The sequence below is a fragment of the Corynebacterium hylobatis genome, from assembly GCF_003955685.1.
GTDB classification, from domain to species: Bacteria; Actinomycetota; Actinomycetes; order Mycobacteriales; family Mycobacteriaceae; genus Corynebacterium; species Corynebacterium hylobatis.
The window spans coordinates 12,069-36,048 of record NZ_RXHJ01000006.1; the positions used below are offsets into that span (position 1 = coordinate 12,069).

Genomic DNA, 23,980 nt, shown 5'->3' on the forward strand with positions numbered 1-23,980 from the left:
TCGGTCAACGCTAGCCCTTTTCCGGGCGGGCGGCCATTCCCTCAGGGTTGGATGAGATGGAAGGACGCGCCCTGGGGATCGGCGACCCCGGCGACACGTCCGAAGGGGGTGTCGCCGGGGTCGCTGAGAAGCGCGCCACCGAGTTCCCGGAGCTTGTCGACGCCTGCGTCCACATCCACCACCTGCACGTACATCCGCCAATGACTGCGGTTCCCTGCCCGGATCCCGGCGGTCAGGGTCGTGGCATAGCGGACATCGCCGTCCAGGGGCCTGAGCCGCCAGCCGAACACCTTCCCGTAGAAATCCACTGCCGCGTCGAAGTCCGTGCTCACAATCTCGAACCACACCGGGGTGCCCGGCCCGGACTCCCTGGCGAAACCCCCGAAACCGGCGGGTTCCCACAGGCCGAGGGCGGCACCGGTCGAATCCGTGATCATGGCGGTGGTGCCCAGGTCGGAGATCCTCATCGGAGGCATCGTCACGTGTCCACCGGCATCGACGACCTTCGCGGCGATCTCGGTGATGTCGTCGACCTTGAGGAATATCGTCCAACCGGTCTCCTCCGGGGCGGCCGCATCATCCATTCCCATGGCGGAACTCATCGCCCCGCCCACAGGGAGGCCACCCCTCTCCACCATGCGGTATTCCCCCAGTTCCGGGTCGTCGTGGAGAAAATCCCAGCCGAGCAGCTCCCGGTAGAAGACCGCGGCAGCGTCGACGTCGGTGGTGGACAGGTCCATCCAGGCGGGTTCGCCGTGCTTGATTTCGGGCATGTGCTCTCCTCGTTCCCCGGTAGGCGGGTGGCCGTGACTCCGCCCACAATTCTACGCCTGGTGCAGGGGCTCTGGACATACCCTGCACTTTCGAACCCACCGCCCCCGACAACGCGGAAGACCGGCCATCCGTGCAGGATGACCGGTCTTCACATGGTGCGCCCGGAGGGATTCGAACCCCCAACCTTCTGATCCGTAGTCAGATGCTCTATCCGTTGAGCTACGGGCGCGCGGAGACGAGAGGATTCGAACCTCCGGCCCGCCGCAAAGCGGGCAACTCCTTAGCAGGGAGCCCCATTCGGCCACTCTGGCACGTCTCCAGTTCCGTCACGGGATAGTGACGAGACTCCCGGTATCCTACCTGGCCCCGGCCCCCGGATCAAACCACCGGGGTGCCGCTATAGACTCCGGAGTCATGATTCGCCCTGACCTCGCCGATATGCCCGCCTACGTCCCCGGTACCCGTCAGCCGGATGCGCTGAAGCTCTCCTCGAACGAGGTGACCACTCCCCCGCTGCCGGCCGCCGTGGAGGCCATGGCGGAGGCCGCCGCGGAGGCGAACCGTTATCCGGACATGTTCGCCACCGATCTCAAGGAGGCGCTGGCCGAACACCTGGGTCTGCCTGCCGGGCAGGTGACCGTCGGTTGCGGTTCCTCGGCGTTATGCCAGCAGCTGGTGCAGATCACGGCCGCCCCGGGAGATGAGGTCATCTTCCCGTGGCGCAGTTTCGAGGCATACCCGATCTTCGTGCAGATCGTGGGTGCGAAGCCGGTGGCGGTCCCCCTGCTTGCCGACGGCCGCCACGACCTCGACGCCATGGCCGCCGCCATCACCGGGCGTACCCGGCTGATCTTCCTCTGCAGCCCGAACAACCCCTCCGGCACGGTGATCTCCCAGGAGGAGTTCGACAGTTTCATGGCGCGGGTGCCGGAGGATGTGGTCGTGGGCCTGGATGAGGCCTATTTCGAGTTCAACCGCAACGAGGACGCCGTGGTGGGTACCGAGGCCGTCACCCGCTACCCGAATGTGGTGGGGCTGCGGACCTTCTCCAAGGCCTATGGTCTGGCCGGGGTGCGCATCGGTTACGCCTTCGGTGCCCCGGAGCTGATCACCGCCCTGGACAAGATGGCCATCCCCTTCGGTGTGAGTTCGGTGGCGCAGGCCGGCGCGCTGGCTAGCCTTGACGCCGCCGATGAGCTGCTGGAGCGCACCGAGGAAACCGTCGTGCAACGTGACCGTGTCGCCGCGGCCGTCGGTGCGCGCCACAGCGAAGGCAACTTCGTGTGGCTGCCGGGTGTGGACGCGAAGGACATGGCGGACCGTCTGGCGGAGCAGGGCGTGCTCACCCGGGCCTTCCCGGAGGGACTGCGGATCTCCGTGACCACCGAGGATGAGGCGGATCAGTTCCTGGCGGCCTGGCGGTCCGCCGGTCTCTGAGCCGCCGTGTCACCATGGAGGCATGACCGGTATTCTCCGTTTCCTCCTTAACATCATCGTCACGGCCATCGCCCTGTATGTGGTTGCGCGTTTCGTCCCGGGCGTGAGCATCTCCCCGCCGGATGACCCGTGGGCGTTCATCTGGGTGGCGCTGGTGTTCATCGTGGTCAACGCCGTGGTGGGTCCAGTCCTGCGGCTGCTGGGCCTGCCGATCACGGTGCTGACCCTGGGACTGTTCGCGCTGGTCATCAACGCAGTGCTCTTCCTGCTCACGGGCTGGGTCTCGGAGCAGCTGGGGCTCGGCCTGCGGGTCGAGGACTTCGTGGCGGCGCTGATCGGCGCAGTGGTCATGGGCATCACCACGTGGGTGCTGAGCCTGGTGCTCGGCACAGTGGGCCTGCGCACGAAGTCCTGAGGACCTGCTCAGCCGCCGGCGAAGGGCGGCAGCACGTCGACCCTCGTCGCTCCCGCCAGGGGGGCGTCACGGTCACTGTTGCGGCCGTCGACGAGGAAGGTGCAGCGTTCGAAGATCTCCCCCAGGGTCATGCCGGCGTCGGTGGTTCCCTGGTGGTGGGTCGCGCGGTCGTCGAGAAGCTCTCCGAGCGTGGCGGCGTGGACGCTCTCCCTCTCGACGCCCGCGGCCGCACGGGCAGCCGCGAAATAATGAATCTCCACGCCTCCCAGCATGCCATCACCAGGGATAACATGTAAGCCATGCGTTCCCCCGAAGAGCACCTGGCTGCCGTCCGCGAGCTCGTACCGGCCCGCGGGGTGGTCACTGTCCCGCTTATCGACACCCCCGGGCGCACCCTCGCCCGCGAGCTCACCGCCGCGCACCCCTCCCCACGCTTCGACAACTCCCAGATGGACGGTTTCGCTCTCTCGGCGGTCCACCTCGCGCAGGCCCCGGGGGAGTTCACCGTCGGCGAGACGCTCGCGGCCGGCACCGACCCGGACGCGCTCTACCCGGCCGGCATCAGTGCGGCGATCGTGCCGATCATGACCGGTGCGAAAGTTCCACAGGGGACCGCGGCGGTCGTGCCCGTCGAGGCCTGCGATCCGCCCACCTTCCCCGCCGCGGGTGCCCGGATCCGGGTGACCGTCTCACCCACCCCGGGCCAGTTCATCCGCCCGGCCGGTTCCGACATCACCGCCGGGCAGGCCCTCCTGCCCGCCGGCACGACACTCGGCCCCGTCGCCGTCGGGGTCCTGGCCGGCCAGAACCTCCCGACGGTTGAGGTCCTCGAACAGGCCCGCGTGCTCATCTGCACGGGGGGCGCGGAGATCGGCGGCACCGGGGCCGCCGACATCCCCGACGCCAACGGGCCGATGCTCCACGCCCTGTGCCAACGCGCCGGCATTCAGGTTGCTGCCCGGCTGCACACCGATGACGACCCGGCGCGCCTGCGTGCCGATCTCGCGGCGGCCGTGGCGGAGCACCGGCCGACGGCGATCATCACCTCTGGCGGGATCTCGGCGGGGAAATTCGAGGTGGTCCGCCGGGTGCTGGAGGCTGAAGGCTGGTTCGGACATGTCGACCAGCAACCGGGCGGCCCGCAGGGGCTGGCGCGTTTCGATGGGGTACCCGTGATCTGCCTGCCGGGCAATCCCGTCTCCACGCTGGTCAGCTTCCGGCTCTTCGTCGCCCCCGTGCTGGGCACCGCCCCGGCGCCACTGACGCTGCCGCTGGCCCGGGATGCAGCGGGGCTGCCCGACCGCGACCAGTTCCTCCGCGGGCGGATCACCACCCTGGGAGCCGAGCCTGTCGGCGGTGCCGGCTCGCATCTGCTGGTCCAGGCGCTGGCGGCGGACTGCCTCATCCGCATCCCCGCCCCGGGCGGGTTGCTCGCGGGCGAACACGTTGAGGTCCACCCGCTCTAAGGTGGTGTCCATGACCCGAACCGGCCTCGTCCTCGTCGCCTCCACCCGGGCCGCCCGCGGGGAATACACCGACCGCTCCGGCCCGGTGCTGGTTGATTTCCTGCGCTCCCACGGTCTGGACACCCCGGATGCCCGGATCGTCGCCGACGCCGACATCGCCGCAGCCGTCGCGCAGGCCCTGGCAGAACGGCCCGCGGTGCTGTTGACCTCCGGCGGGACGGGCGTGAGCCCGGATGACCGCACTGTGGAGGCGCTCAGCCAGCTGCTGGAGCGCCAGTTGCCCGGCATCGTCCACGCTTTCTACGACCGAGGCCTGGAGTCCGTGCCCACTGCGGTGTTATCCCGCACGGTCGCCGGGGTGGCGGGCTCCACCTTCGCCATGGCGCTGCCCGGTTCGACGGGGGCGGCGAAGGACGCGGCAGCGGTGCTGGCTCCACTCCTCAATCATCTTCTCGCTCAGCTGGAGGGACACCGTGACCACTGACCCCGCCTACGTCGCCGAACAGACCGGCGTCGTCATCGCCGCGACCATGACGCAGGACCCCCTCGAACCCCTGCTTATCGACGCCCGCGCCGCCACCACCACCGAGGCCATGGGCGCGGTGGTCACCTTCGAGGGGGTGGTCCGCGACCACGATGGTGGCCGGGAGGTGGCCAACCTCAGCTACACCGCCCACCCCAGCGCGGGTGAGGTGATCGCCGCTGTCGCGAAGTCCGTGAGCACCCAGCATCCCGAGACCCGCCTGTGGACGGCCCACCGCACGGGTGAGCTGGCCATCGGTGAGCTGGCCTTCGTGGTCATCGCGGCGGCCGCCCACCGGAAGGCGGCCTTCGACGCCGCCGCCGAGCTGGCGGACCGGGTCAAGGCCGAGGTGCCCATCTGGAAGGAACAGGAACTTCTGGAAGGAGGTGTCCAGTGGGTGGGTCTGGAATAGCCTCGGTAGCACGTTACCGCCGTCAGATCTCACTGCCGGATTTCGGCACGGCCGGGCAGGAGAAGCTGGCGCAGGCACATGTCGCCGTGCTCGGCGCCGGCGGGTTGGGCTCCCCCGCGCTGCTCTACCTGGCCGGCGCCGGGGTCGGCCGCATCACCGTCATCGATGATGACGTGGTGGACCTGTCCAACCTCCACCGGCAGGTCATCCACCGCGATGCCGGGGTGGGCCGGTCGAAGGCGGAGTCCGCGGCTGAGGCGATGCGGGAACTCAACCCGGAGATCACCGTCACTGTGGCCGCGGAGCGGCTCACCCCCGGCAACGCCCTGGACATCATCGGTGACGCGCAGGTGCTTCTCGACGGCGCCGACAACTTCGACACCCGCCACCTCGCGTCCTGGGCCTGCGCCCGCCTGGGGATCCCACACGTGTGGGCCTCGATCCTCGGCCACGACGCGCAGCTCTCCGTCTTCCACGCCGGCCACGGCCCCATCTACGAGGACATCTACCGCGAACCCCCCGCCCCGGGGGTGGTGCCCAACTGCGCCCAGGCCGGGGTCCTCGGCCCGCTGGTCGGTGTCGTCGGTTCTGCCATGGCGCTGGAGGCCATCAAGCTGCTCACCGGGCTGGGCCGCCCCCTCATCGGACGTCTCGGAGTCTTCTCCGGTCTGGACGGCACGTGGGAGTACGTGCCGGTCGTCGGTACGCAGGCGACGCTGGAGGCGGTGCTGGCCGACGGGCCGGTCCTCTCCCCCGCCCTGCCCCCGGTACCGGAGATCACGGAGCTTCCCGACGCCGCCCTGCTCATCGACGTGCGCGAACCACACGAATTCGCCGGCTCACGCATCCCCGGCGCGCTCAACGTGCCATTGACGGAGGTCCTCGACGGCGACTGGGTTCCCCCCAGGCCAGAACCCGGGCAGGAAGTGGTCATCTACTGTGCCGGCGGCATCCGCTCAGCCCGTGCAGTGCGTGCCCTGGCGGAACGCGGGGTGACGGGGCCGGTGAGCCTGGCCGGTGGTATCGACGCCTGGCTCGACCGATAGGTCCCGACAGGTAGGTCCATTGCGTTAGGTCCCGACAGGTATCTCCCAGGTGGTCCGGCACCTCAGGCAGTGCGCCACCCGCGAGATACGTGTCGGGACCTAACGGACCAGACCTACACCAACGGGGGCTCCTTCCCCGGGATGGCCACCATCGACAAAACCCCCGGTCAACAACGACCAGGGGTTTCACCGGTAGCGGAGACGAGGGGATTTGAACCCCTGGAGGTGTGACCCTCGCTGGTTTTCAAGACCAGTGCATTCGGCCGCTCTGCCACGTCTCCTTCGTCGGCGGGGCGGAAAGCGCCGTCGACAAGCAGACACATTACCTGAAGCCCGGATTTTCCCTACCCTGGGAGGGCATGAAGGCGATTCAACTGACTGATCCTAAAGATCCCCGCTCCCTCGCACTCGTCGAGACCGACCTCCCCCAGCTCAAGGAGGGGGAGGTGCTGGTCAGGGTGCATGCCGCCGGCGTCAACCGCGGCGACCTCCTCCAGGCCCGCGGCCACTACCCGCCCCCGCCCGGGGCCTCGGACATCATCGGCCTGGAGTGCGCCGGTGTCATCGAGGATCCCGGCGCCACCGGCCGCACCCGCGGCGAGGAGGTCGCCTGTCTGCTCGCGGGCGGCGGCTACGGCGAGTACGTCGCCGTACCGGAGGGCCAGCTCCTGCCCGTCCCGGAGGGTTACTCCCTGACTGAGGCTGCCAGCGTCGTTGAGGCGGCCTGCACCGTGTGGTCCAACCTGGGGATGCTCGCGGGTCTGCGCGCGGGGCAGACGGTGCTCATCCACGGCGGGGCGGGTGGCATCGGTACCTTCGCCATCCAGCTGTGCAAGCAGCTGGGTGCGACCGTCGCGGTGACCGCTGGTTCCGCGGAGAAGCTGGAGACGTGCCGTGAGCTGGGCGCGGACATCCTCATCAACTACAACGAGCAGGATTTCTCTGAGGAGCTCAAGGGCCGCTGTGACGTCATCCTCGACATCATCGGGGCGAAGTACCTGCGTCAGAACCTGCGCGCCCTCAATGAGGACGGGCAACTGATCATCATCGGTCTGCAGGGCGGGGTGAAGGCGGAGATCAACCTCGGTACGCTGCTGCCGCGCCGACTCTCGGTGCGCGGCACGACGCTGCGCGCCCGCTCCGAGGTGGGCAAGGCGGAGGTTGTCTCCTCCACCATCGAGAATGTGTGGCCCATGCTCGCCGACGCCCGCATCACCCACCGCATCCACGCCACCCTCCCCCTTGCCGACGCCGCAGCGGCCCATGAGCTGCTGGACTCCGGCGAGGTCACCGGCAAGATCGTGCTGGAGGTCTAGTTCAGGCCAGGGAGGCCACGACGCGGGTGAGGTGCTCCAGGTCGTAGCGGGCGGTGAACGGGCTCAGGGAGATCGTCACCGCACCGCCGACCTCATCGATGCCCATGTCGGTGTACAGCTGCGCCGACGGCAGGATCGTGGTGACCAGGCCGTTGTCCAGCAGCCGCTGGTGCACCGTCTCCGCGGGCACGCCGCGCACCGCAAACGACAGACGTGGCACCCGGTCGGATTCCCCACCATCGCCGGCCTCCCCGGTCACGCCGAGGATGTGCACGGTCGGCAGGGCCCCGAGGAACAATCGTAGTTCGTCGGAGAGTTCCTGCAGGTAGCCGGACATCTCCCGCATCGCCCGCTGCAGGCGGGTGCGTCGGGTGCCACCCGGTTCCGCCTGGTCGGCGATGAGGTCGACGAGGGTGGGCACGCCGCCGGCGAGGGCCGGGGCCACGGGGGTCTCCAGGACGGGGTCCATGCGGCGGAACATGGCCGTGTCCCGGAAGACCAGTGCCGCGACCTGCGGGCCCCCCAGGGCGGAGACGTCCACCGCGACGATGTCGGCGTCCCACTCGTCGACGTCGAGGAGGCGGTAGGGGGCGTAGGCGGAGGCGTCGACAAGCACCCAGGCACGGGAGCGTGCGCGGGTGTGCTCCACGATCTCCGCGACGGGGGCGACGGTGCCCAGGTGGTACTGCGCGGCTGAGAGGGCGACGAGGCGGGTGGAGCCGTCGACAAGCCCGGTGTACTGCGATGCGGGCAGCGTACCCGTGCCCAGATCCGGCTGCGCCCGCCGCACCCGTGCCCCCACCTCCGCGAAGGGTGCCGTCAGCGCCGGCTGATCCAGGTCCGAGAGCACCACCGAGGACGTGTTGCGCAGCAGCGGACGCATCGCCCGCGCCAACGAGATGTACAGGGCGTGCAGGCTCGGCCCCAGGACCACGCGGTCCGGGGTCGCGCCGCAGAGATCGGCGACGGCGGTGCGGGCGGCGTCGAGAAGCGAATCCCCCTCGAGCCGGCCCGGCTCATGCGGACGCGAATGGGAACCGGAGGACTTCTCCACCTCAGCGACGCTGGTGGCCAGACGGAAGGAACGGGACACCGCCGCAGACACCCGCTCCGGGATCTGTGCGCACTGGTGGGCGTTCAGATAGGTCCACCCGTCACCGAGGGACACGTACTGCCCCCGCACCCGGGCGACGTCATAGGCCATCAACGACACTCCTTCCGACACGTCAGTCCAGTATGCCCCCTCCGGCAGCCGGATACAGCATCAACCCCACCATCAGCGATGCAGCGGGAAACCCCAGGTAGGAGTATGCACCAGGCAGGACGATCTTAACCGGGTTCCCATGAAACTCACAGGGTCCGGGTGTGAGGGACCCACCCGTGCCGGATGTCCCCGAACCGCCCCCGCGGGGTTAGTGTTGTCGGTGTGCAGGAACAATCCCCCCTTCGAGACCAACGAGCCGAACAGCAGTTGCGTGACGACGTCGCCCGGATGACGTCGAGCATCGCCACCGATCCCCCGGCCTCACAGTCCAAGACCTTCCGCGCCGCCTGGAACGACCTCGTCCGCGGATTCCAGCAGCACGAGCTGTGGCTGCAGCTCGGCTGGCAGGACATCAAACAGCGCTACCGTCGCTCCACCCTCGGACCGCTGTGGATCACCATCGCCACCGGCGTCATGGCCCTGGCCCTGGGACTGCTGTACTCCATGCTCTTCCAGATCCCCCTCGCCGAATTCCTCCCCCACGTCACCGTGGGCCTGATCATGTGGGGTTTCATCTCCGGCTGCATCAAGGACGGCGCCGACATCTTCATCGACAACGAGGGACTGATCAAACAGCTCCCCTCCGCCCTGTCGGTACACGTCTACCGGCTGGTGTGGCGACAGGCGCTCTTCCTCGGCCACAACCTGGTCATCTGGGTCCTCCTCATGCTCATCTTCCCCCGACCACTGGGCTGGGAGGTGCTCATGGCGATCCCCGCCATGGCGATCCTGATCCTCAACGGCGTGTGGGTGACCATGTTCTTCGGTATTGTCGCAACGCGCTACCGCGACGTCGCCCCGCTTCTCGAGGCCATGGTACAGCTGCTCTTCTACGTCACCCCCATCGTCTGGACCACCCAGACCCTGAAAGAACAGGGCGGCGACATCGCCCAGCGTGCCCTGCTCGCGGAGATCAACCCCCTCTTCCACTACATGGAGATCATCCGCGCTCCCCTCATCGGCCAACCCCTGGCCGCCTACCACTGGTGGATCGTCCTGGCCTGCACCGCAGTCGGCCTCATCCTGGCGCTGCTGGCCATGAAGCAGTGGCGATTCCGCGTCAGCTACTGGGTCTAGGAGGATCCCTTGGTTTCCATCGACACCTACAACGCCTGCGTCGACTTCCCCATCTTCGACGCCAAATCACGTTCCATGAAAAAAGCCTTCCTGTCCACCGCAGGCGGCGCCATCGGCCGCAACAAGGACAACACTGTCGTCGTCGAGGCGCTCAAGGACATCAACCTCCACCTGCGCGAAGGTGACCGCGTCGGCCTCGTCGGCCACAACGGCGCCGGCAAATCCACCCTGCTGCGCCTGCTGTCCGGCATCTACGAACCCACCCGCGGCTCCGCCGACATCCGCGGCCGCGTCGCCCCCGTCTTCGACCTCGGCGTCGGCATGGACCCGGAGATCTCCGGCTACGAGAACATCATCATCCGCGGCCTCTTCCTCGGGCAGACCCGCAAACAGATGCGGGCGAAGATCGACGAGATCGCCGAATTCTCCGAGCTCGGCGAATACCTCAACATGCCGCTGCGCACCTACTCCACCGGCATGCGCGTGCGCCTGGCCCTGGGTGTGGTCACCTCCATCGAGCCCGAGATCCTGCTTCTCGACGAAGGCATCGGTGCCGTCGACGCCGCGTTCATGGCCAAGGCCCGCGTCCGTCTCCAGGAGCTGGTCAAACGCTCCGGCATCCTCGTCTTCGCCTCCCACTCCAACGACTTCCTCGCCCAGCTGTGCAACACCGCCCTGTGGATCGACCACGGCGAGGTGCGCAAGGCCGGGCTTGTCGACGAGGTCGTCGAGGCCTACGAAGGCAAGGGCGCCGGCGACTACGTCCGCTCGCTGCTGCGGCGTTTCGACGAGGATCAGGCCTGATTCAGCGGCTCCTCGGATTTATCTGGTCAACTCCGGGCCGGAAATCACGTTTCCGGCCCGGAGTTGACCAGATAAATCCTCCACCGGGATGCACCGCCGTCTCCACTCCCTTATGGTCACCGTTCAGGGGGATGAATGAAATTCGAGGAGAATTGTGTCGTCGATACGGCGGAGCTGAGCGCCCGGGGGCTGGCCCAGAAAGAGATCAGTGCGCTGGTCGAGCAGGGAAAGCTGCACCGGGTGGAGAAAGGGGTGTTCACCACCTCGCCGCCCGAGGGGAAGCTGCTGTTGCAGGCCCTGAGCCATCGGCGACCCTACCTGGTGTTCACGGGCCGGACAGCGCTGCAGCTGTACTGCGGGACGCAGGTCACCACCCCGCTGTTCGGTCTGGTCCGTCCGCCTCGGTCAGTACACGGTTCAGCACTGCTCACACTGCGCCGGCGGCGACGGGTCTTCTACCGGGAGCACGAGGGAGTACTCGTGTCGCCCCCGGTTATCACGGTTGCGGACTGTCTCGGGGAGGTCGATGAGCAGGTGCTCCTGGCGTTCCTGGAGCAGCAGTACTCCGGTCACGAGGGTCGTGAGCTGCTCGAGCGGGAACTGACAGCTGTGCCCCAGCTTCCCCGGCAGCTGCGCGAGCTGATCAACCGCGCGGCCATCGGTGCCGACAGCGAGGTGGAGCGCAAGGTCTTCCGCGCCCTGCGCGCCCGGGGGCTGAGGGTGGTCCAGAACCACGGGATCGGCGGTTACTCCTTCGACGGGGTGCTCCCGGACGCCAGGTTGATCGTGGAGATCGACGGTTTCCGCTACCACGCCGGGGAGGTCCGGGAGACCTTCGTCATCGACCGGTGGAAGGCGAATTACGCCGTCCGCAACGGCTACCGGGTGCTGCGTTATTCGGGCAGTTGCGTGAAACATCACCTGGATCTGGTGGTGGAGCAGATCGTCGCGGCCGCCCACGACCTTGAGGAACCGTTGTTCTCTGAGGAGCATCAGGTATGGGACTGGCACGAAACACTGAACCGGGACGGCCCGTGGATCCGCGAGGTGGCACAATGACCACCATGTCCGGTACCGAACTTCCCCCTCTCTCCCGCTCCGACCGTGTCGCGGCGGTGATCGTCACCCATAGGCGCGTGGAGCTGCTGCGGGCCTCCCTGGAGCAGGTGGTCAACCAGACGCACCCGGTGGACTGGGTGGTTGTGGTGGATAACGGGTGTGAGGAGAGCGTCGAGAAGCTCGTGAAGGAACTGGCGGGCGAGCGGGCGGTGTACCTGTCCAGCCGCACGAACCTGGGTGGGGCGGGTGGTTTCGCCTACGGTTTTCTCACGGCGCTGGCGCTGGGGGCGGACGCCATCTGGTGTGCGGATGATGACGGCCGACCGGCGGACGGTCATGTCCTGGAGACGCTCATCGACGTCGCCGTCACCCACCGTCTCCACGAGGTCTCCCCCGTCGTGTGCAACATCAACGACCCCGGCCAGCTGGCTTTCCCGCTGCGGCAGGGCCTGGTGTGGCGCCGGCGTCTGGATGAGCTGGAGGGGGATTTCATCCCCGGCATCGCGAGCCTGTTCAACGGCGCACTGATCTCCGCCCGCGCCATGGAGATCATCGGTGTTCCCGACTACCGCCTGTTCATCCGCGGCGACGAGGTCGAGTACCACCGCCGTCTGGTGCGATCGGGACTGAATTTCGGTACGGCGCTGACCACGGCGTACCTCCACCCGGACGGCTCCGACGAGTTCAAGCCGATCCTGGGTGGGCGGATGCACACGCAGTACCCGGACAACGATTCCAAGCGTTTCTTCACGTACCGCAACCGCGGCTACATCATGAGCCAGCCGGGCATGCGGAAGCTGCTGCCCCAGGAGTACGCCCGCTTCGGCTGGTTCTTCCTGGTGCAGCAGCGCGACCCGAAGGGGTTCGTGGAGTGGCTGCGCCTGCACCGCCAGGGCCGACGGGAGCGTTTCACCCGCCCCTAACGGAAGATGAACGCCCGCTGGACGATGAAGTTGATCACCGTCGCGGTGCCCTGGGCGATGAGGAAGGCAATGATGACCGCCACGGAACTGGCCCAGTCCCAGTCGGTGAACAACCGGTAGAACACGGCATGCAGGCCGACGTTGACGAAGTAGGTGATGGTGTACAGCCCCGCCACCTGCAGGAACCGTCGCAGGGAGGGTTCGGCCTGGAAGGTCCAGCGCCGGTTGATCAGGTAGGCGGTGGTGGTGCCGAAGATGAAGCCCACAGACCGTGCGGGGACGGGACCTGTGCCCAGGAGCACCTGGAGGATGAAGGTCAGACCGAGGTCGACGACCGCCGACACGCCGCCAGAGATGATGAATCGGATGGCCTGGATGCGCAGGCCCTTTTCCTTGGGTTGTACCTCAATTGCCACGAGGCACTACCCTACCCCGCCTGTCCGCCTACGCCCGAAGGAGTTCGCGGTAGATGTCGAGCCGGTCGACGGGTGAGAGCGCGTCCGCGCCGTAGGCACCGAGGTCGCTGAGCCGGTCCAGGGAGCGCGCGCACAGCTGACGGATGCGTCCGCCGCTCAGGGGGGTGCCGTCGTCATCCTCCCAGCCGAGGGCGGACATGGTGGTCTCCAGGACGTGATCACTGAGGAGTTCATCGCCCATGCAGGCGAGGGCGAGGACAACGGTCCAGAAGGCATCGCGGGCGGGCGGGGCTGTTTCGAGGGGTATTTCGGCGAGGACGTCGGCGACGTCCCGGGGCAGGTCGACCTCCCGGGTGAGGTCGAGGGCCTGGAGGAGGGGGACAAAGTCGAAGATGCCGGAGCGGTCGATGAGGCGGCGGACGGCGGGGGCGGTGGCGGCGAGGACGTCGCGGATGGTGGCGGTACCGGTCAGTTCGGCGTTGATGGCGGCGAGGTCAAATTCCGTGTCACCGAAGGCACCGGAGCCACCGACGCAGAGGGCACGCGGGGTGCCGTCATCACGCAGGTAGGACTCGACGGCGGTGATGATGATGTCCCACAAGCCGAAGTGGTAGACGATCGAGTCGCCTTCCTCGGCGAGGTGATGGTGGAGTTCGTCGGCGGCGTCGAGACGCTCGTTGCGGTCCTCGTGGGTGGAGAAGTGCCAGGGGGCGGAACCGCGGTGTTCCTCAAGGCCGAAGGCGATGACGAGGACATCGTGGAGGTCGGCGAGGTGGAGGCCGTCGTTGACACCGATATGGCGGTGGACCTCGGCGTCGGCACGCAGGTTGGCGGCACGGAGGATGACGGTCCTGGGCTGCCGTTGTCTGCGGGCGCGGACGGCCGTCAGGTCGACGACCTGTCCTGTGCTGTTCCCGCTCTCTGACGACATGACACCCAGGGTAGCGATTTTTTTCAGTCCAGCGGCAGAGGCAAGGTCTCCGCCCCGTACCGTTCCTGCAGATACTTGCGCGAGCGACGCTGGCTCTCGATGGTGTGCCAGGCCTCCACCAGCTCTGTCAGAGCGGTGGCATAGGACCATGCCCTCTGAGCTGCAGGTTCGCCGTGGTAGGCGGTGGCGATCTGCTCGAGATCGACGGTCTCGGGGGCGTCGAAACGCGGGAGAGTGAGCTGGGGATTCGCCTCCTTCGCGGCCTTCGCCGCGGCCTTGTACTCGGCGAGGCGCTTCTCAACGCCCGCCCGGATCGCCCGCAGCGCCTCCCCGTCCCCGTCAACGTCGAGGACATGTGCGCCGGCGGTGAGGTCCACCATGCGCGCCGGATCCACCTCACCGGGGCCGAGCAGCCACGCGCCGGACATGATGCCGGAGGGCGAGTCCGGGGAGGTCTGCACCTGCCACACGACAGTCGTCTCCCCCTGCCTGTCAACGACCGCGATCACCGAATGCCCGCTCATGCCCGCTGCCCCCTGCGCTGGTGGGCGATCTCGGCGATGGCGAAGACCACGGCTGCTGCCACGCCGCCGAGCCAGGTGTTGGGCCGGGAGAGCCCGCAGCGTCGCAGCCAGGCGACGAGGCGGCGCTGGAGGGCGGCATCGAGCCTCAGCAGTGCGGTCAGCACCGCCAGTGCCCCGATGATGACGGTCCACGTCTGCACTGGTGAGTCCGTGGAAAAATCCCCCGCCGGGGTGTCCGAACCCGGGCCCGGCACCGAACCGATCTCGCCGATGGAGCGGCGCAGCTGATCGAACATCACCGTCGGATCATTATCCGGGTCCTCATCGAAGGAGTTGAGCACGGCCACCAGCGCCGCCCCGCCGGCCCCGACCCCCGCCGTGGCCAGGGCCCGCAGGGGGCGGGAGGAGATGTAGTCGGGCAAGGCGACGGTGGCCCCCACCATGCCCGCCTGCGCGATTCTGCCCGCCAGGGTGTCATCGAGACTGTAGTAGTCGGTCATGCCCTAACCCTATCCCCTCACCCCCACCGGATCAGGGCTGTCTACGCTGGTGGCATGTTCGGAAAGAAGAAGAGCCGTGACGGTTACGACGAGGAGAAGGATCTGCGCGAGGGACGTTTCGTTGCTGCCGAGCAGACCAACCTGCCCCTCAATGACTTCATGACCCGTCTGCTGGCACAGGAACTGCCCATCCTCGACAGCCACGACCGCACCGAGGTCTACCGCCTGCTGCGCGAGTATGCGGCCTCCGGCCGGCCCGTGATCACTTCACAGGAGGAGCTGCCAGCGGATATACGCGGGATCCTCGATCTCTGAACCCACCGGAGAAGCAAAGATCCGGTCCCCTCACCGAGGGCAACCGGATCATGAAAGCGGACTTCTGTTGGGCGACTGCCTAGAAGAGCCAGCCCAGGCCGATGGAGTTGACGAAGAAGTGGAAGAGACCCTGGGCGGAACCGAATGCGGCATGGGCACCGGCCACGGTGCTTCCGAGCAATGCAGTGATAGTGGACATAAGCGTGATTTTCCTTTCCTTAGGGCCATGTTTCCCGCCATTCGGCGGTGACCCACCTTCAACTATGGCAATCCCCGCTGCAGCCTGCAACTGCCCGAAGGTAATCAGGAAAATAAAACTGTCCGGGTAACACCCGAAAAGGCTGCACCCGGACAGTAGAAATGAAGAAGACCCCGGGAAAATCCCGAGGTCTTCCAGATATCCCTAAGGGATTATCTTCATCTGACTTAGACGCCCCAGAAGACGCCAGCGGACAGGTTGAAGATGGAGTCGGTGACGCCACCGATGACGGAGTAGAGGACGTGAGCGGCGTGGAAAACGATCCAATCCAGCATGTTGATTCCTTTCGAAGGGAGTTAAGAACAAACCGTGCGGCCTGCCCTATGGCTATACTATGGCAAATCCGCATCCATCCGGCAAGCCATGTAAGCCACACCACTCCCCGGAAAGATGCACCAAAAAGCCGCACAAGGAGCGTTTATGCAGCACAGGCGATATTTCCCCTCCAAGAGGGAAGTGCTCCTGCCCGCATAAATTCCCCCCATATAAGGGTGGGGGAGCCGTGCCAGTCACCCAATGCCGAGGGCGGAAATCATGCCGAAACCCACCCGCCATCAATCAGCGAGTGATCAAAGCCACATCAGGCGCGAAAAGTTTCTTTATCGCCTGTCAAGATGATAAGGCATGATGAATCGAAAAACAACTATTGAATGTTACATTGCCCAAATTTTTGGTGAATTTTCGCTCAATCTCACCCCATCCTGTTAACAAACGGGTACATGAGAGCGATGATAGATTTTTCCGGTTGCAGCTGCGGCAGAGAAACTCGGTGCCCGCCCGGCTGCGGATACCAGTCGTCCGCTTCCCGACGGTAGGCTTCTCCGTGATTCAGATATGCGCCTCAGCGCGTATACCTCCGTCCAGTCAGAGAATCGGAAGATGGAACTTCAGACCACCACCAAGTCCCTCACGGGGTGGGGCCGCACCGCCCCGTCCACGGCGCACGTCCTGGCCACGCCGGATGTCGAGAAGATCATCGCGGCCGTGGCGCAAGTCGCCGACGCCAACGCGGATAAACCCTCCCACCTGCGCCGTGGAGTCATCGCGCGCGGTATGGGACGTTCCTACGGCGATCCGGCGCAGAACGCCGGCGGCCTGGTCGTGGACATGCAGCCCCTGAACAGGATCCACTCGATTGACCCGGATTCCGCCATTGTCGACGTCGACGGTGGCGTGACCCTCGACCAGCTGATGAAGGCCGCCCTCCCCTACGGGCTGTGGATTCCGGTGCTGCCGGGTACACGCCAGGTGACCATCGGCGGTGCGATCGGGCCGGACATCCACGGCAAGAACCACCATTCCGCAGGCTCTTTCGGCGACCACGTCGTCTCCATGGAGCTGCTGGTCGCCGACGGCCGCGTGCTCCACCTCGAGCCGGAGGGCACTACGGATGACCCGGACGGCACGCTCTTCTGGGCGACGGTCGGCGGCATGGGGCTGACCGGCATCATCCTGCAGGCTCGGATCCGGATGACCAAGACGGAGACCGCCTACTTCATCGCGGACACCGACCGGACGGAGAACCTCGAGGAGACCGTCGCCTTCCACTCGGACGGCTCGGAGCACAACTACACCTACTCCTCCGCCTGGTTCGACGCGATCAGCCCGGAGCCGAAGCTGGGCCGTGCCACCATCTCGCGTGGTTCGCTGGCAACCCTGGACCAGCTGCAGGAGCTCGCCCCGAAGCTCGCGAAGGATCCGCTGAAGTTCAACGCCCCGCAGCTGATGACGGTGCCGGACATCTTCCCGTCCTTCACCATGAACAAGCTGACGATGAGCGCGATCGGCCAGGCCTACTTCATGATGGGCGCCCCGGCGCGGAACCAGATCAAGAATCTGACGCAGTTCTACCAGCCTCTCGACCTGGTCGGTGAGTGGAACCGCGGCTACGGCCCGGCCGGTTTCCTGCAGTACCAGTTCGTGGTGCCGATGGATGCGGTGGAGCCGTTCAAGGAGATCATCCGCGATATCCAGCGCTCCGGGCATTACTCCGCGCTCAATGTGTTCAAGCTCTTCGGGCCGGGCAACCGGGCCCCGTTGTCCTACCCGATGCCGGGCTGGAACGTCTGCGTGGACTTCCCCATCCGTCCGGGCCTCAACGAGTTTCTCGACGACCTGGATCGCCGGGTCATGGAGTTCGGCGGCCGACTGTACCTGGCCAAGGAATCCCGCACCTCCGCGGAGAACTTCCACCAGATGTATCCGGGCCTGGAGGGTTGGCTGAAGACCCGCAACGGAATCGACCCGACGGGTGTCTTCGCCTCCGACATGTCCCGCCGTCTCGAACTGAACTGACACAGGAGTAATACAGAACCATGCTCAACGCAGTGGGCCAGGCCCAGAACATTCTGCTGCTCGGCGGCACCTCCGAGATCGGCCTCGGCATAGTCGCCGAGTTCCTCAGCCGTGGACCCGCCCGGGTGACGCTGGCGGCGCGCAAGGACTCGCCGCGCATCAGCACGGCGGTGGACCAGATCAAGGCCGCCGGCGCCTCCGAGGTGGAGGTCGTGGATTTCGACGCCACCGACTTCGACTCCCATCCGGCGACCATCGAAGCCGCCTTCGCACACGGTGACGTGGATGTCGCGATCGTGGCCTTCGGCACCCTGGGGGACCAGGAGGCGCTGTGGCAGGATCAGGCCGCGGCCGTGGCCTCCGCCCAGACCAACTACACCGGCCCCGTGTCCGTCGGTGTGCTCCTGGGGCAGCGTTTCAGGGAGCAGGGCCACGGCACCATCGTCGCCCTGTCCTCCGTCGCAGGTGTGCGGGTGCGCCGCTCCAACTTCGTCTACGGCGCATCCAAGGCCGGCCTCGACGGTTTCTACACTCAGCTGGGTGAGGCCCTGCGGGACTCGGGCGCGAAGGTGCTCGTTGTCCGTCCGGGTCAGGTGCGCACGAAGATGTCGGCGGGCACGAAGGAGGCACCGCTGACCGTGGACATCGACGACGTGGCGAAGGCCACCGTCGAGGGTGTCCTCAAGGGCCGGGACATCATCTTCGTCCACCCGGCCTTCGAGGCCGTGGCGGCGGTGTTCAACATGATCCCGCGCCAGATCTTCCGCAGGCTACCCTTCTAGGCATGTCGACGCGCACCGAGGACTACACCACTGACCTGCTGAGCCGGCGCCGGACCCTGGCGGGCATCGTCGTCGCCGGCATCGCCGGCGGGGTGGTGACGTTGGCCGCGTGGCTGCTGCTCCGGTTGACCAGCTGGCCGGCCTTCAACACGTCGAACATGACGTACGCGTTGTCGACGGTCGCGACCGTCGTCACGCTCCTGGTCCTCGGGGCGCTGACCATCGCCTGGCTGTTTGATGAGCAGAAGGCGAGGGGACGTCGCGAAGCAGGTGAGGATGAGGCCATCCGGCGGCCACGCTGGCGGGTGGTCCTCACCTACCTCGTCTCCTACCTCTCGCCGGCGGCGCTGGTGCTTTCCACGACCGCGATACCGTTGTCCGCCACGCGTCTGTACCTCGACGGTGTGCAGGTCGACCAGCGTTTCCGCACCCAGTTCCTCACGCGGATGGCCACGACGTGGGGCAACCAGGACATGAACTACATCGACCTGCCCACCTACTACCCGCTGGGCTGGTTCTGGGGCGGCGGCCGGCTGGCCAACCTGCTGGGTATGCCGGGCTGGGAGGTGTATCAGCCGTGGGCGCTGATCTCCTTCGCCGTGGTCGGCTGCATGCTGGTGCCGGTGTGGCAGCGCCTGAGCGGTTCGCTGCCGGTGGCGGTGGCTATCACGCTGGTCACACTGTGTGTTGCGCTGGTGATGAGCCCGGAGGAGCCCTACGGCGCGGTTGTCGCCATGGGTGCCCCGGCGGCCACCGTGCTGGTGGGCCGGGCGCTGCTGGGTTCCTGGTTCGCCACGGTGGGCATGGCCCTCTACCTCGGTGTCTCGGCGAGCTTCTACACCCTGTACACCGGTGCGGTGGCGCTGTCGGTGGTGGCCATCGGCACGCTCTTCGCCGCGATCTTCTTCCGCACCTGGCGTCCGCTGCTCCACCTGCTGGTCATGGGTGTCGGTTCCATCCTCATCGCCCTGGTGACGTGGGGGCCGTATCTGTGGCTCACCGTCACCGGGCACCCCTCGGACGGTTCCGCCGCCCCGAACTATCTGCCGTTGGAGGGCGCGCAGGTCCCGGTGCCCTTCCTCTCAACCTCGGTGCTCGGCCTGCTGTGCCTCTTCGGCCTGATCTGGCTGGTCATCCGGGCCACGGACCTGGACGCCCGCAGCATGGGCATCGCCCTGGTCGGCTTCTACCTGTGGTCCATCGGCTCGATGGTATTCACCCTGGCCGGCACCACGCTGCTGGGTTTCCGCGTGGACATCCTCATCGTCTCGCAGCTGGCCACCGCCGGTGTTCTGGCGCTGGCCCAGCTGCGGCTCATCGGGGTGGAGGCGCTCTACCCGGACCGGCTGGGCGCACGCGCCCGCCGCTACATCACGGTGCTCATGGTGGTTATCCTCGCCGGCGGTGGCCTGCACTACGCGCAGCAGATACCGGTGGTCAACCAGCGCGCCATCGACCAGGCCTACGCCGACACCGACGGCTACGGTGAACGCGCCGACCGTTTCGCCGCAGACGCCGGCCGCTATTATCCGGCGATCGACGAGGAGATCCGTTCCCACGGCCACGACCCGCTGGACACGGTGGTGCTCACCGACGAAATCAACTTCATGTCCTTCCACCCCTACTTCGGTTTCCAGGCCTTCACCAGCCACTACGCCAACCCGCTGGGTGAGTTCACCGCCCGCAACGAGACGATCGACGACTGGGCCACCGGTTCCTGGGAGGAGTTGTCCGACCCCGCGGCCTTCGATGAGGCACTCACCGGCACCCCGTGGCGGGGCCCGGACGTGTTCATCCTCCGCGGCACGCTGGACCAGCCCGTCGGGGACGCCCCGGATGCGGGGTGGAAGACCCATCTGTCGGAGGACATCTTCCCCAACAACCCGAACACCCGTTACCACGGTATCTTCTTCAATCCGGAGGTCTTCCGCGCGGATCTGTGGCATACCTCCCAGATCGGCCCCTTCGTTGTGGCGACGCGTATAAAGGACGCGGGCTGACGTAGACTCCACTTCTGTGTCTGCAACTGCCGTGTCTAACCGTGAGACGTCCCCCGCCCCGCATGCGGGCAGGGACACCGCCCCGGAATGGCTGAAGAACGTCGCGATCATCTCCGGCCTGCTGGGGTTCCTGCTGTTTCTGGCGACCCCGTTTCTGCCGGTCAACCAGACCCAGGCGTCCTTCTCCTGGCCGCAGGGTGACAGTCTCAACTCTGTCAACGCACCGCTGGTCTCCTATGCGCCGGAACGCATCGACATCACTGTGCCCGTCGCGGAGGCCATCGACGGTCTCCGGGAGGATCAGACCCTCCTGCTGTCGACGCTGCCGGCCGATTCGACCGACGCGACCTCCCGTGGCCTGTTCGTCCGCTCCTGGGAGGGCGGGGTCGACGTGGTCATCCGGGACCAGGTGCCCTTCGAGCTGAGTGCGGAGGAGGTCTCCGAGCTTCCCGACGACGCCGTGCTCACCATCTCCTCGACGGAGGAGGAGACCGTTGTGTCGGTCCCGGGGGTCCGGGACTCCGACGGCGATGAGCTCGAGGGCATCATCGATGAGGAGGATGTCCGACCACAGGTCACGGGCATCTACACCGAGATCGAGGACACCGCCGGCAGCCATGACGCGCTGGTCGACGCCGGTCTCACCGCCGACGTCGAGATCAACTCGCGTTTCACCTCCGCCCCCTCCGCGCTGAAATACATCGCCATGTTCGGCGGTCTGATCTGCGTCCTCGTCGCTCTGTGGGCGCTGCACCGGATGGACCGCCTGGACGGGCGGAGCACGCGACGCTTCCTGTCCCAGGGCTGGTGGCGTCCCCGCCCGCTGGACGGTGTGGTGGGTTTCGTCCTCGTCTACTGGCACATCTTCGGTGCCAACACCTCCGACGACGGCTTCATCTTCAGCATGGCCCGGGTCTCCGAGAACGCCGGCTACATCGCGAACTACTACCGCTGGTTCGGTGTACCGGAGTCCCCCTTCGGTTCCCCGTTCTACGACCTGCTGGCCCTGTTCACCCAGGTGTCCACCGCCTCCGTGTGGATGCGGGTGCCGGCGCTGCTGTCCGGTCTCGTCATCTGGTTCGTGCTCTCCCGCGAGATCATCCCCCGTCTGGGCGCGCGCATCGACGGCCGCCGGGTCGCCCACTGGACCGCCGCGATGGTCTTCCTCGCCTTCTGGCTGCCCTACAACAACGGCACCCGCCCCGAGCCGATCATCGCCATGGGTGCGATCCTGACGTGGGCCTCCTTCGAGCGTTCCATCGCAACCTCCCGGCTGCTGCCGGCGGCCATCGGTGTCATCCTCGCGACGCTCTCCCTCAGCGCCGGGCCCACCGGCCTCATGGCCGTGGCTGCCCTGCTCGCCTCCCTGTCGAGCATCATCCGCATCATCAACCGCCGTCTGCCCCTGGTGGGTGCGGGTGAGGGAGCCTCGCGGGGCAGCATCCTCAAGGCTGTCGCCGCGATGGCCGCGCCCTTCCTCGCTGCGGGTACCGCCATCCTCATCGCTGTCTTCGGCGACCAGACCCTGGCCTCGGTGCTCGAGTCCATCCGCGTCCGCTCCGCGAAGGGTCCGGCCCTGAGCTGGTACGACGAATGGGTCCGCTATCAGACCCTCATGGAGCAGACCGTCGACGGTTCGCTGACCCGCCGCTTCGCGGTGATCATGCTCTTCCTCTGCCTGGCCATCGTCATCGCCGCGATCCTGCGCAACGGCCGGGTCCCGGGTGCCGCGAAGGATCCTTCGCTGCGCCTGGTACTCATCATCTTCGGCACCATGTTCTTCATGATGTTCACGCCGACCAAGTGGACCCACCACTTCGGCGTCTACGCCGGCATCGCCGGTGCCCTGGCTGCGCTGGCCGCCGTGGCCCTGAGCGCGATGGCGCTGCGTTCCAGCCGGGCCCGCACCCTCATGATCGGTGCCGTGGTCTTCCTCATGGCGATCTCCCTGGCCGGCATCAACGGCTGGTGGTACGTCTCCAGTTTCGGTGTCCCGTGGTTCGACAAGACGGTCCAGCTCAAGGGCTTCGAGGCCTCCACCCTGGTGCTGTTCATCGCCCTGGTCATCCTGGTCATCGGCGTGGTCCAGTCCTTCGTCGGCGATGTCCGCACCGCACGTGCCGAACAACAGGGCACACTGAAACAGCTCGAGGCCGAGCAGGCCGATAAACGCTCCCGCTGGACGGGTGTCGCCGCGGCCCCCATCGCGGTCGCCAGCGCTCTGGTCGTGTTGTTCTCCATGGCCTCCTTCGCGAAGGGATTCATCTCCCAGACGCCGGCCTACTCCGTCGGCATGGGCAACCTGCGTTCCCTGACGGGTGACACCTGCAGCCTGGCCAACGACGCCCTCGTGGAGACCAACTCGAACGATTCCTTCCTCACCCCGGCCGGCGGGGTGGCGCTGGGCGAATCACTCGAATCCGAGGACAACCGCGGCTTCGAGGCCAACAACGTTCCGCCGTCCATCGGCCAGGACACCGTGTACACCTCCTCCGTCGGCGCCATCGCCGACACCGAGAACACCGGCGGCTCCGATGAGGCCACCGGCCAGGAGACCGGCAACACCGGTGGCGTGCGTGCCGAGGTCGGTGTCAACGGCTCCCGTGCCCGCCTGCCCTTCAACCTCGACTACACGACGGTGCCGGTCGTCGGTTCCTGGACCTCCGGCCAGCAGTACCCGGCCGACATCACCACCTCCTGGTACGAGCTGCCGGAGCACACCGACGAGGCCCCGCTCATCGTCGTCTCCGCCGCCGGCCGCATCGAGCACTCCGATATCAACGGCGTGCGCCACAACGGTCAGGAACTCCTCCTCGAGTACGGCACCCGTGAGGCGGACGGCCGCGTGCGCGACATCGACGAGACCGAGCTCCTCGACATCGGCCCGCTGCCCTCCTGGCGTAACCTGCGCCTGCCGATCGAGGCCCTGCCCGAGGAGGCCAACGTCATCCGTATCACCGCGACCGACCACAGCCTCGACCCCGAGCAGTGGCTGGCCTTCACCCCGCCGCGTGTACCCACCCTGGACACGCTGAACAACGTCGTCGGTTCCGAGGACCCGGGTCTGCTCGACTGGTCCGTCGGCCTGCAGTTCCCCTGCCAGCGCACCTTCGACCACTTCGCCGGTGTCGCGGAGATCCCCCAGTTCCGCATCTCTCCGGACCACCCGGGCAAGGCGACGCTGACGCCGTTCCAGGACTACGAGGGCGGTGGTGTCATGGGCACCGCCGAGGCCGTCAACTCCTCCTATGAGCTGCCGAGCTACACCAGGCAGGACTGGCACCGCGACTGGGGTTCCATCGAGATCTACGAACTGCGGACCAACTCCGCCGACGTCACCCCGGCTGATGCCGAGATCGACTACGAGCTCATCCAGCGGCCGGGCTGGTGGAAACCCTCCAACATGAACATCACCACCAGCAACTGACCCGGGGGGCCGGCC

The 23,980-nt window shown here is 66.9% G+C and carries 23 protein-coding genes and 3 tRNA genes; 16 read left to right on the top strand and 10 right to left on the bottom strand.

Going from position 1 to position 23,980, the window contains the following annotated elements:
• Window positions 1-41: 41 nt before the first annotated feature.
• The 3 genes from EAH68_RS05770 to EAH68_RS05780 form a co-directional block, all read right to left on the bottom strand.
• Window positions 42-773 carry a VOC family protein gene (locus EAH68_RS05770; protein ID WP_126120384.1) on the bottom strand — a complete coding sequence of 244 codons (732 nt, stop codon included), beginning with the start codon at window positions 771-773 and terminating at the stop codon, window positions 42-44.
• Window positions 774-927: 154 nt separating this feature from the next.
• A tRNA-Arg gene (locus tag EAH68_RS05775) sits at window positions 928-1,003 on the bottom strand.
• Between the two features lies 1 nt (window position 1,004).
• A tRNA-Ser gene (locus EAH68_RS05780) sits at window positions 1,005-1,093 on the bottom strand.
• A gap of 95 nt (window positions 1,094-1,188) precedes the next feature.
• Between EAH68_RS05780 and EAH68_RS05785 the strand changes: the two genes are divergently transcribed.
• Both EAH68_RS05785 and EAH68_RS05790 read left to right on the top strand, forming a co-directional pair.
• Window positions 1,189-2,211, top strand: coding sequence for a pyridoxal phosphate-dependent aminotransferase (locus tag EAH68_RS05785; RefSeq protein ID WP_126120385.1), 1,023 nt, complete (start codon window positions 1,189-1,191; stop codon window positions 2,209-2,211).
• Window positions 2,212-2,233: 22 nt separating this feature from the next.
• Window positions 2,234-2,626, top strand: a complete 393-nt coding sequence (locus EAH68_RS05790; RefSeq protein ID WP_126120386.1) for a phage holin family protein — start codon at window positions 2,234-2,236, stop codon at window positions 2,624-2,626.
• 8 nt (window positions 2,627-2,634) lie between these two features.
• Here the strand turns inward: EAH68_RS05790 and EAH68_RS05795 are convergent, their stop codons facing one another.
• Complete coding sequence (locus tag EAH68_RS05795; protein WP_126120387.1) at window positions 2,635-2,886, bottom strand: MoaD/ThiS family protein; 252 nt, start codon at window positions 2,884-2,886, stop codon at window positions 2,635-2,637.
• Between the two features lie 39 nt (window positions 2,887-2,925).
• Between EAH68_RS05795 and EAH68_RS05800 the strand changes: the two genes are divergently transcribed.
• Genes EAH68_RS05800 through EAH68_RS05815 form a run of 4 tightly spaced genes read left to right on the top strand, consistent with a single transcriptional unit; the run spans window position 2,926 to window position 6,073 of the window.
• The gene (locus tag EAH68_RS05800; protein ID WP_126120388.1) at window positions 2,926-4,092 is read left to right on the top strand and encodes a molybdopterin molybdotransferase MoeA; all 1,167 of its coding nucleotides are present in this window, start codon (window positions 2,926-2,928) and stop codon (window positions 4,090-4,092) included.
• Between the two features lie 10 nt (window positions 4,093-4,102).
• Window positions 4,103-4,576: a molybdopterin-binding protein gene (locus EAH68_RS05805; RefSeq protein WP_126120389.1), complete on the top strand. Its 474-nt coding sequence runs from the start codon at window positions 4,103-4,105 to the stop codon at window positions 4,574-4,576.
• Window positions 4,566-5,027, top strand: coding sequence for a molybdenum cofactor biosynthesis protein MoaE (locus EAH68_RS05810; RefSeq protein WP_126120390.1), 462 nt, complete (start codon window positions 4,566-4,568; stop codon window positions 5,025-5,027). Before EAH68_RS05805 ends, EAH68_RS05810 begins: the two co-directional genes overlap by 11 nt.
• Entirely contained in the window at window positions 5,009-6,073 is a 1,065-nt protein-coding gene (locus EAH68_RS05815; RefSeq protein ID WP_241228313.1) for a ThiF family adenylyltransferase, read from the top strand. The genes EAH68_RS05810 and EAH68_RS05815 overlap by 19 nt, the downstream gene beginning before the upstream one ends.
• Window positions 6,074-6,269: 196 nt before the next feature.
• On the opposite strand, the gene EAH68_RS05820 is transcribed toward EAH68_RS05815, so the two are convergent.
• Window positions 6,270-6,354: transfer RNA gene (locus EAH68_RS05820), tRNA-Ser, on the bottom strand.
• A gap of 78 nt (window positions 6,355-6,432) precedes the next feature.
• Here EAH68_RS05820 and EAH68_RS05825 point away from each other — a divergent pair.
• Window positions 6,433-7,389, top strand: coding sequence for an NAD(P)H-quinone oxidoreductase (locus EAH68_RS05825; protein WP_126120391.1), 957 nt, complete (start codon window positions 6,433-6,435; stop codon window positions 7,387-7,389).
• A 1-nt stretch (window position 7,390) separates the two neighbouring features.
• On the opposite strand, the gene EAH68_RS05830 is transcribed toward EAH68_RS05825, so the two are convergent.
• Entirely contained in the window at window positions 7,391-8,593 is a 1,203-nt protein-coding gene (locus EAH68_RS05830; RefSeq protein ID WP_126120392.1) for an aminotransferase class V-fold PLP-dependent enzyme, read from the bottom strand.
• A 288-nt stretch (window positions 8,594-8,881) separates the two neighbouring features.
• On the opposite strand from EAH68_RS05830, the gene wzm reads away from it, so the two are divergent.
• The 4 genes from wzm to glfT1 all read left to right on the top strand — a co-directional run bounded on the left by wzm (window position 8,882) and on the right by glfT1 (window position 12,516).
• Window positions 8,882-9,730, top strand: a complete 849-nt coding sequence (gene wzm / locus EAH68_RS05835; protein WP_241228332.1) for a galactan export ABC transporter permease subunit Wzm/RfbD — start codon at window positions 8,882-8,884, stop codon at window positions 9,728-9,730.
• Window positions 9,731-9,739: 9 nt separating this feature from the next.
• Window positions 9,740-10,534: a galactan export ABC transporter ATP-binding subunit Wzt/RfbE gene (gene wzt / locus EAH68_RS05840; protein ID WP_126120394.1), complete on the top strand. Its 795-nt coding sequence runs from the start codon at window positions 9,740-9,742 to the stop codon at window positions 10,532-10,534.
• Window positions 10,535-10,669: 135 nt separating this feature from the next.
• Window positions 10,670-11,593, top strand: a complete 924-nt coding sequence (locus EAH68_RS05845; protein ID WP_126120395.1) for a DUF559 domain-containing protein — start codon at window positions 10,670-10,672, stop codon at window positions 11,591-11,593.
• Between the two features lie 5 nt (window positions 11,594-11,598).
• Entirely contained in the window at window positions 11,599-12,516 is a 918-nt protein-coding gene (glfT1, locus tag EAH68_RS05850; RefSeq protein ID WP_126120584.1) for a galactofuranosyltransferase GlfT1, read from the top strand.
• Here the strand turns inward: glfT1 and EAH68_RS05855 are convergent.
• From EAH68_RS05855 to EAH68_RS05870, 4 genes are read right to left on the bottom strand one after another with little or no spacing between them, the layout of a single operon-like run.
• Window positions 12,513-12,926 (bottom strand): GtrA family protein, encoded by a 414-nt coding sequence (locus EAH68_RS05855; RefSeq protein ID WP_126120585.1) that lies wholly within the window; start codon window positions 12,924-12,926, stop codon window positions 12,513-12,515. The two genes, glfT1 and EAH68_RS05855, sit on opposite strands and share 4 nt — an antisense overlap.
• 34 nt (window positions 12,927-12,960) lie before the next feature.
• The gene (locus tag EAH68_RS05860) at window positions 12,961-13,863 is read right to left on the bottom strand and encodes a plasmid pRiA4b ORF-3 family protein (RefSeq protein ID WP_126120396.1); all 903 of its coding nucleotides are present in this window, start codon (window positions 13,861-13,863) and stop codon (window positions 12,961-12,963) included.
• Window positions 13,864-13,886: 23 nt separating this feature from the next.
• Window positions 13,887-14,387, bottom strand: coding sequence for a DUF6218 family protein (locus EAH68_RS05865; RefSeq protein WP_126120397.1), 501 nt, complete (start codon window positions 14,385-14,387; stop codon window positions 13,887-13,889).
• Window positions 14,384-14,887 (bottom strand): hypothetical protein, encoded by a 504-nt coding sequence (locus tag EAH68_RS05870; RefSeq protein WP_126120398.1) that lies wholly within the window; start codon window positions 14,885-14,887, stop codon window positions 14,384-14,386. The genes EAH68_RS05865 and EAH68_RS05870 overlap by 4 nt, the downstream gene beginning before the upstream one ends.
• A 54-nt stretch (window positions 14,888-14,941) precedes the next feature.
• Here EAH68_RS05870 and EAH68_RS05875 point away from each other — a divergent pair, with 54 nt between their 5' ends.
• The 5 genes from EAH68_RS05875 to EAH68_RS05895 all read left to right on the top strand — a co-directional run bounded on the left by EAH68_RS05875 (window position 14,942) and on the right by EAH68_RS05895 (window position 23,965).
• Entirely contained in the window at window positions 14,942-15,202 is a 261-nt protein-coding gene (locus EAH68_RS05875; RefSeq protein ID WP_126120399.1) for a hypothetical protein, read from the top strand.
• A gap of 1,138 nt (window positions 15,203-16,340) precedes the next feature.
• On the top strand, window positions 16,341-17,756 hold the full coding sequence (gene dprE1, locus EAH68_RS05880) for a decaprenylphosphoryl-beta-D-ribose oxidase (protein ID WP_126120400.1): 1,416 nt from the start codon (window positions 16,341-16,343) through the stop codon (window positions 17,754-17,756).
• Between the two features lie 20 nt (window positions 17,757-17,776).
• On the top strand, window positions 17,777-18,538 hold the full coding sequence (gene dprE2 / locus EAH68_RS05885; RefSeq protein WP_126120401.1) for a decaprenylphospho-beta-D-erythro-pentofuranosid-2-ulose 2-reductase: 762 nt from the start codon (window positions 17,777-17,779) through the stop codon (window positions 18,536-18,538).
• Between the two features lie 2 nt (window positions 18,539-18,540).
• Window positions 18,541-20,538: a galactan 5-O-arabinofuranosyltransferase gene (locus tag EAH68_RS05890; RefSeq protein WP_126120402.1), complete on the top strand. Its 1,998-nt coding sequence runs from the start codon at window positions 18,541-18,543 to the stop codon at window positions 20,536-20,538.
• A 16-nt stretch (window positions 20,539-20,554) separates the two neighbouring features.
• Entirely contained in the window at window positions 20,555-23,965 is a 3,411-nt protein-coding gene (locus EAH68_RS05895) for an arabinosyltransferase domain-containing protein (protein ID WP_164546412.1), read from the top strand.
• Window positions 23,966-23,980 lie beyond the last annotated feature (15 nt).

Excerpts from the sequence above, each read along its gene's own strand:
- EAH68_RS05770 (WP_126120384.1), bottom strand. The coding sequence starts at position 773 with ATGCCCGAAATCAAGCACGGCGAACCCGCCTGGATGGACCTGTCCACC.
- EAH68_RS05785 (WP_126120385.1), top strand. The coding sequence starts at position 1,189 with ATGATTCGCCCTGACCTCGCCGATATGCCCGCCTACGTCCCCGGTACC.
- EAH68_RS05790 (WP_126120386.1), top strand. The coding sequence starts at position 2,234 with ATGACCGGTATTCTCCGTTTCCTCCTTAACATCATCGTCACGGCCATC.
- EAH68_RS05800 (WP_126120388.1), top strand. The coding sequence starts at position 2,926 with ATGCGTTCCCCCGAAGAGCACCTGGCTGCCGTCCGCGAGCTCGTACCG.
- EAH68_RS05805 (WP_126120389.1), top strand. The coding sequence starts at position 4,103 with ATGACCCGAACCGGCCTCGTCCTCGTCGCCTCCACCCGGGCCGCCCGC.
- EAH68_RS05825 (WP_126120391.1), top strand. The coding sequence starts at position 6,433 with ATGAAGGCGATTCAACTGACTGATCCTAAAGATCCCCGCTCCCTCGCA.
- EAH68_RS05830 (WP_126120392.1), bottom strand. The coding sequence starts at position 8,593 with ATGGCCTATGACGTCGCCCGGGTGCGGGGGCAGTACGTGTCCCTCGGT.
- wzm (WP_241228332.1), top strand. The coding sequence starts at position 8,882 with ATGACGTCGAGCATCGCCACCGATCCCCCGGCCTCACAGTCCAAGACC.
- EAH68_RS05845 (WP_126120395.1), top strand. The coding sequence starts at position 10,670 with ATGAAATTCGAGGAGAATTGTGTCGTCGATACGGCGGAGCTGAGCGCC.
- glfT1 (WP_126120584.1), top strand. The coding sequence starts at position 11,599 with ATGTCCGGTACCGAACTTCCCCCTCTCTCCCGCTCCGACCGTGTCGCG.
- EAH68_RS05860 (WP_126120396.1), bottom strand. The coding sequence starts at position 13,863 with ATGTCGTCAGAGAGCGGGAACAGCACAGGACAGGTCGTCGACCTGACG.
- EAH68_RS05865 (WP_126120397.1), bottom strand. The coding sequence starts at position 14,387 with ATGAGCGGGCATTCGGTGATCGCGGTCGTTGACAGGCAGGGGGAGACG.
- EAH68_RS05870 (WP_126120398.1), bottom strand. The coding sequence starts at position 14,887 with ATGACCGACTACTACAGTCTCGATGACACCCTGGCGGGCAGAATCGCG.
- EAH68_RS05875 (WP_126120399.1), top strand. The coding sequence starts at position 14,942 with ATGTTCGGAAAGAAGAAGAGCCGTGACGGTTACGACGAGGAGAAGGAT.
- dprE1 (WP_126120400.1), top strand. The coding sequence starts at position 16,341 with ATGGAACTTCAGACCACCACCAAGTCCCTCACGGGGTGGGGCCGCACC.
- dprE2 (WP_126120401.1), top strand. The coding sequence starts at position 17,777 with ATGCTCAACGCAGTGGGCCAGGCCCAGAACATTCTGCTGCTCGGCGGC.
- EAH68_RS05890 (WP_126120402.1), top strand. The coding sequence starts at position 18,541 with ATGTCGACGCGCACCGAGGACTACACCACTGACCTGCTGAGCCGGCGC.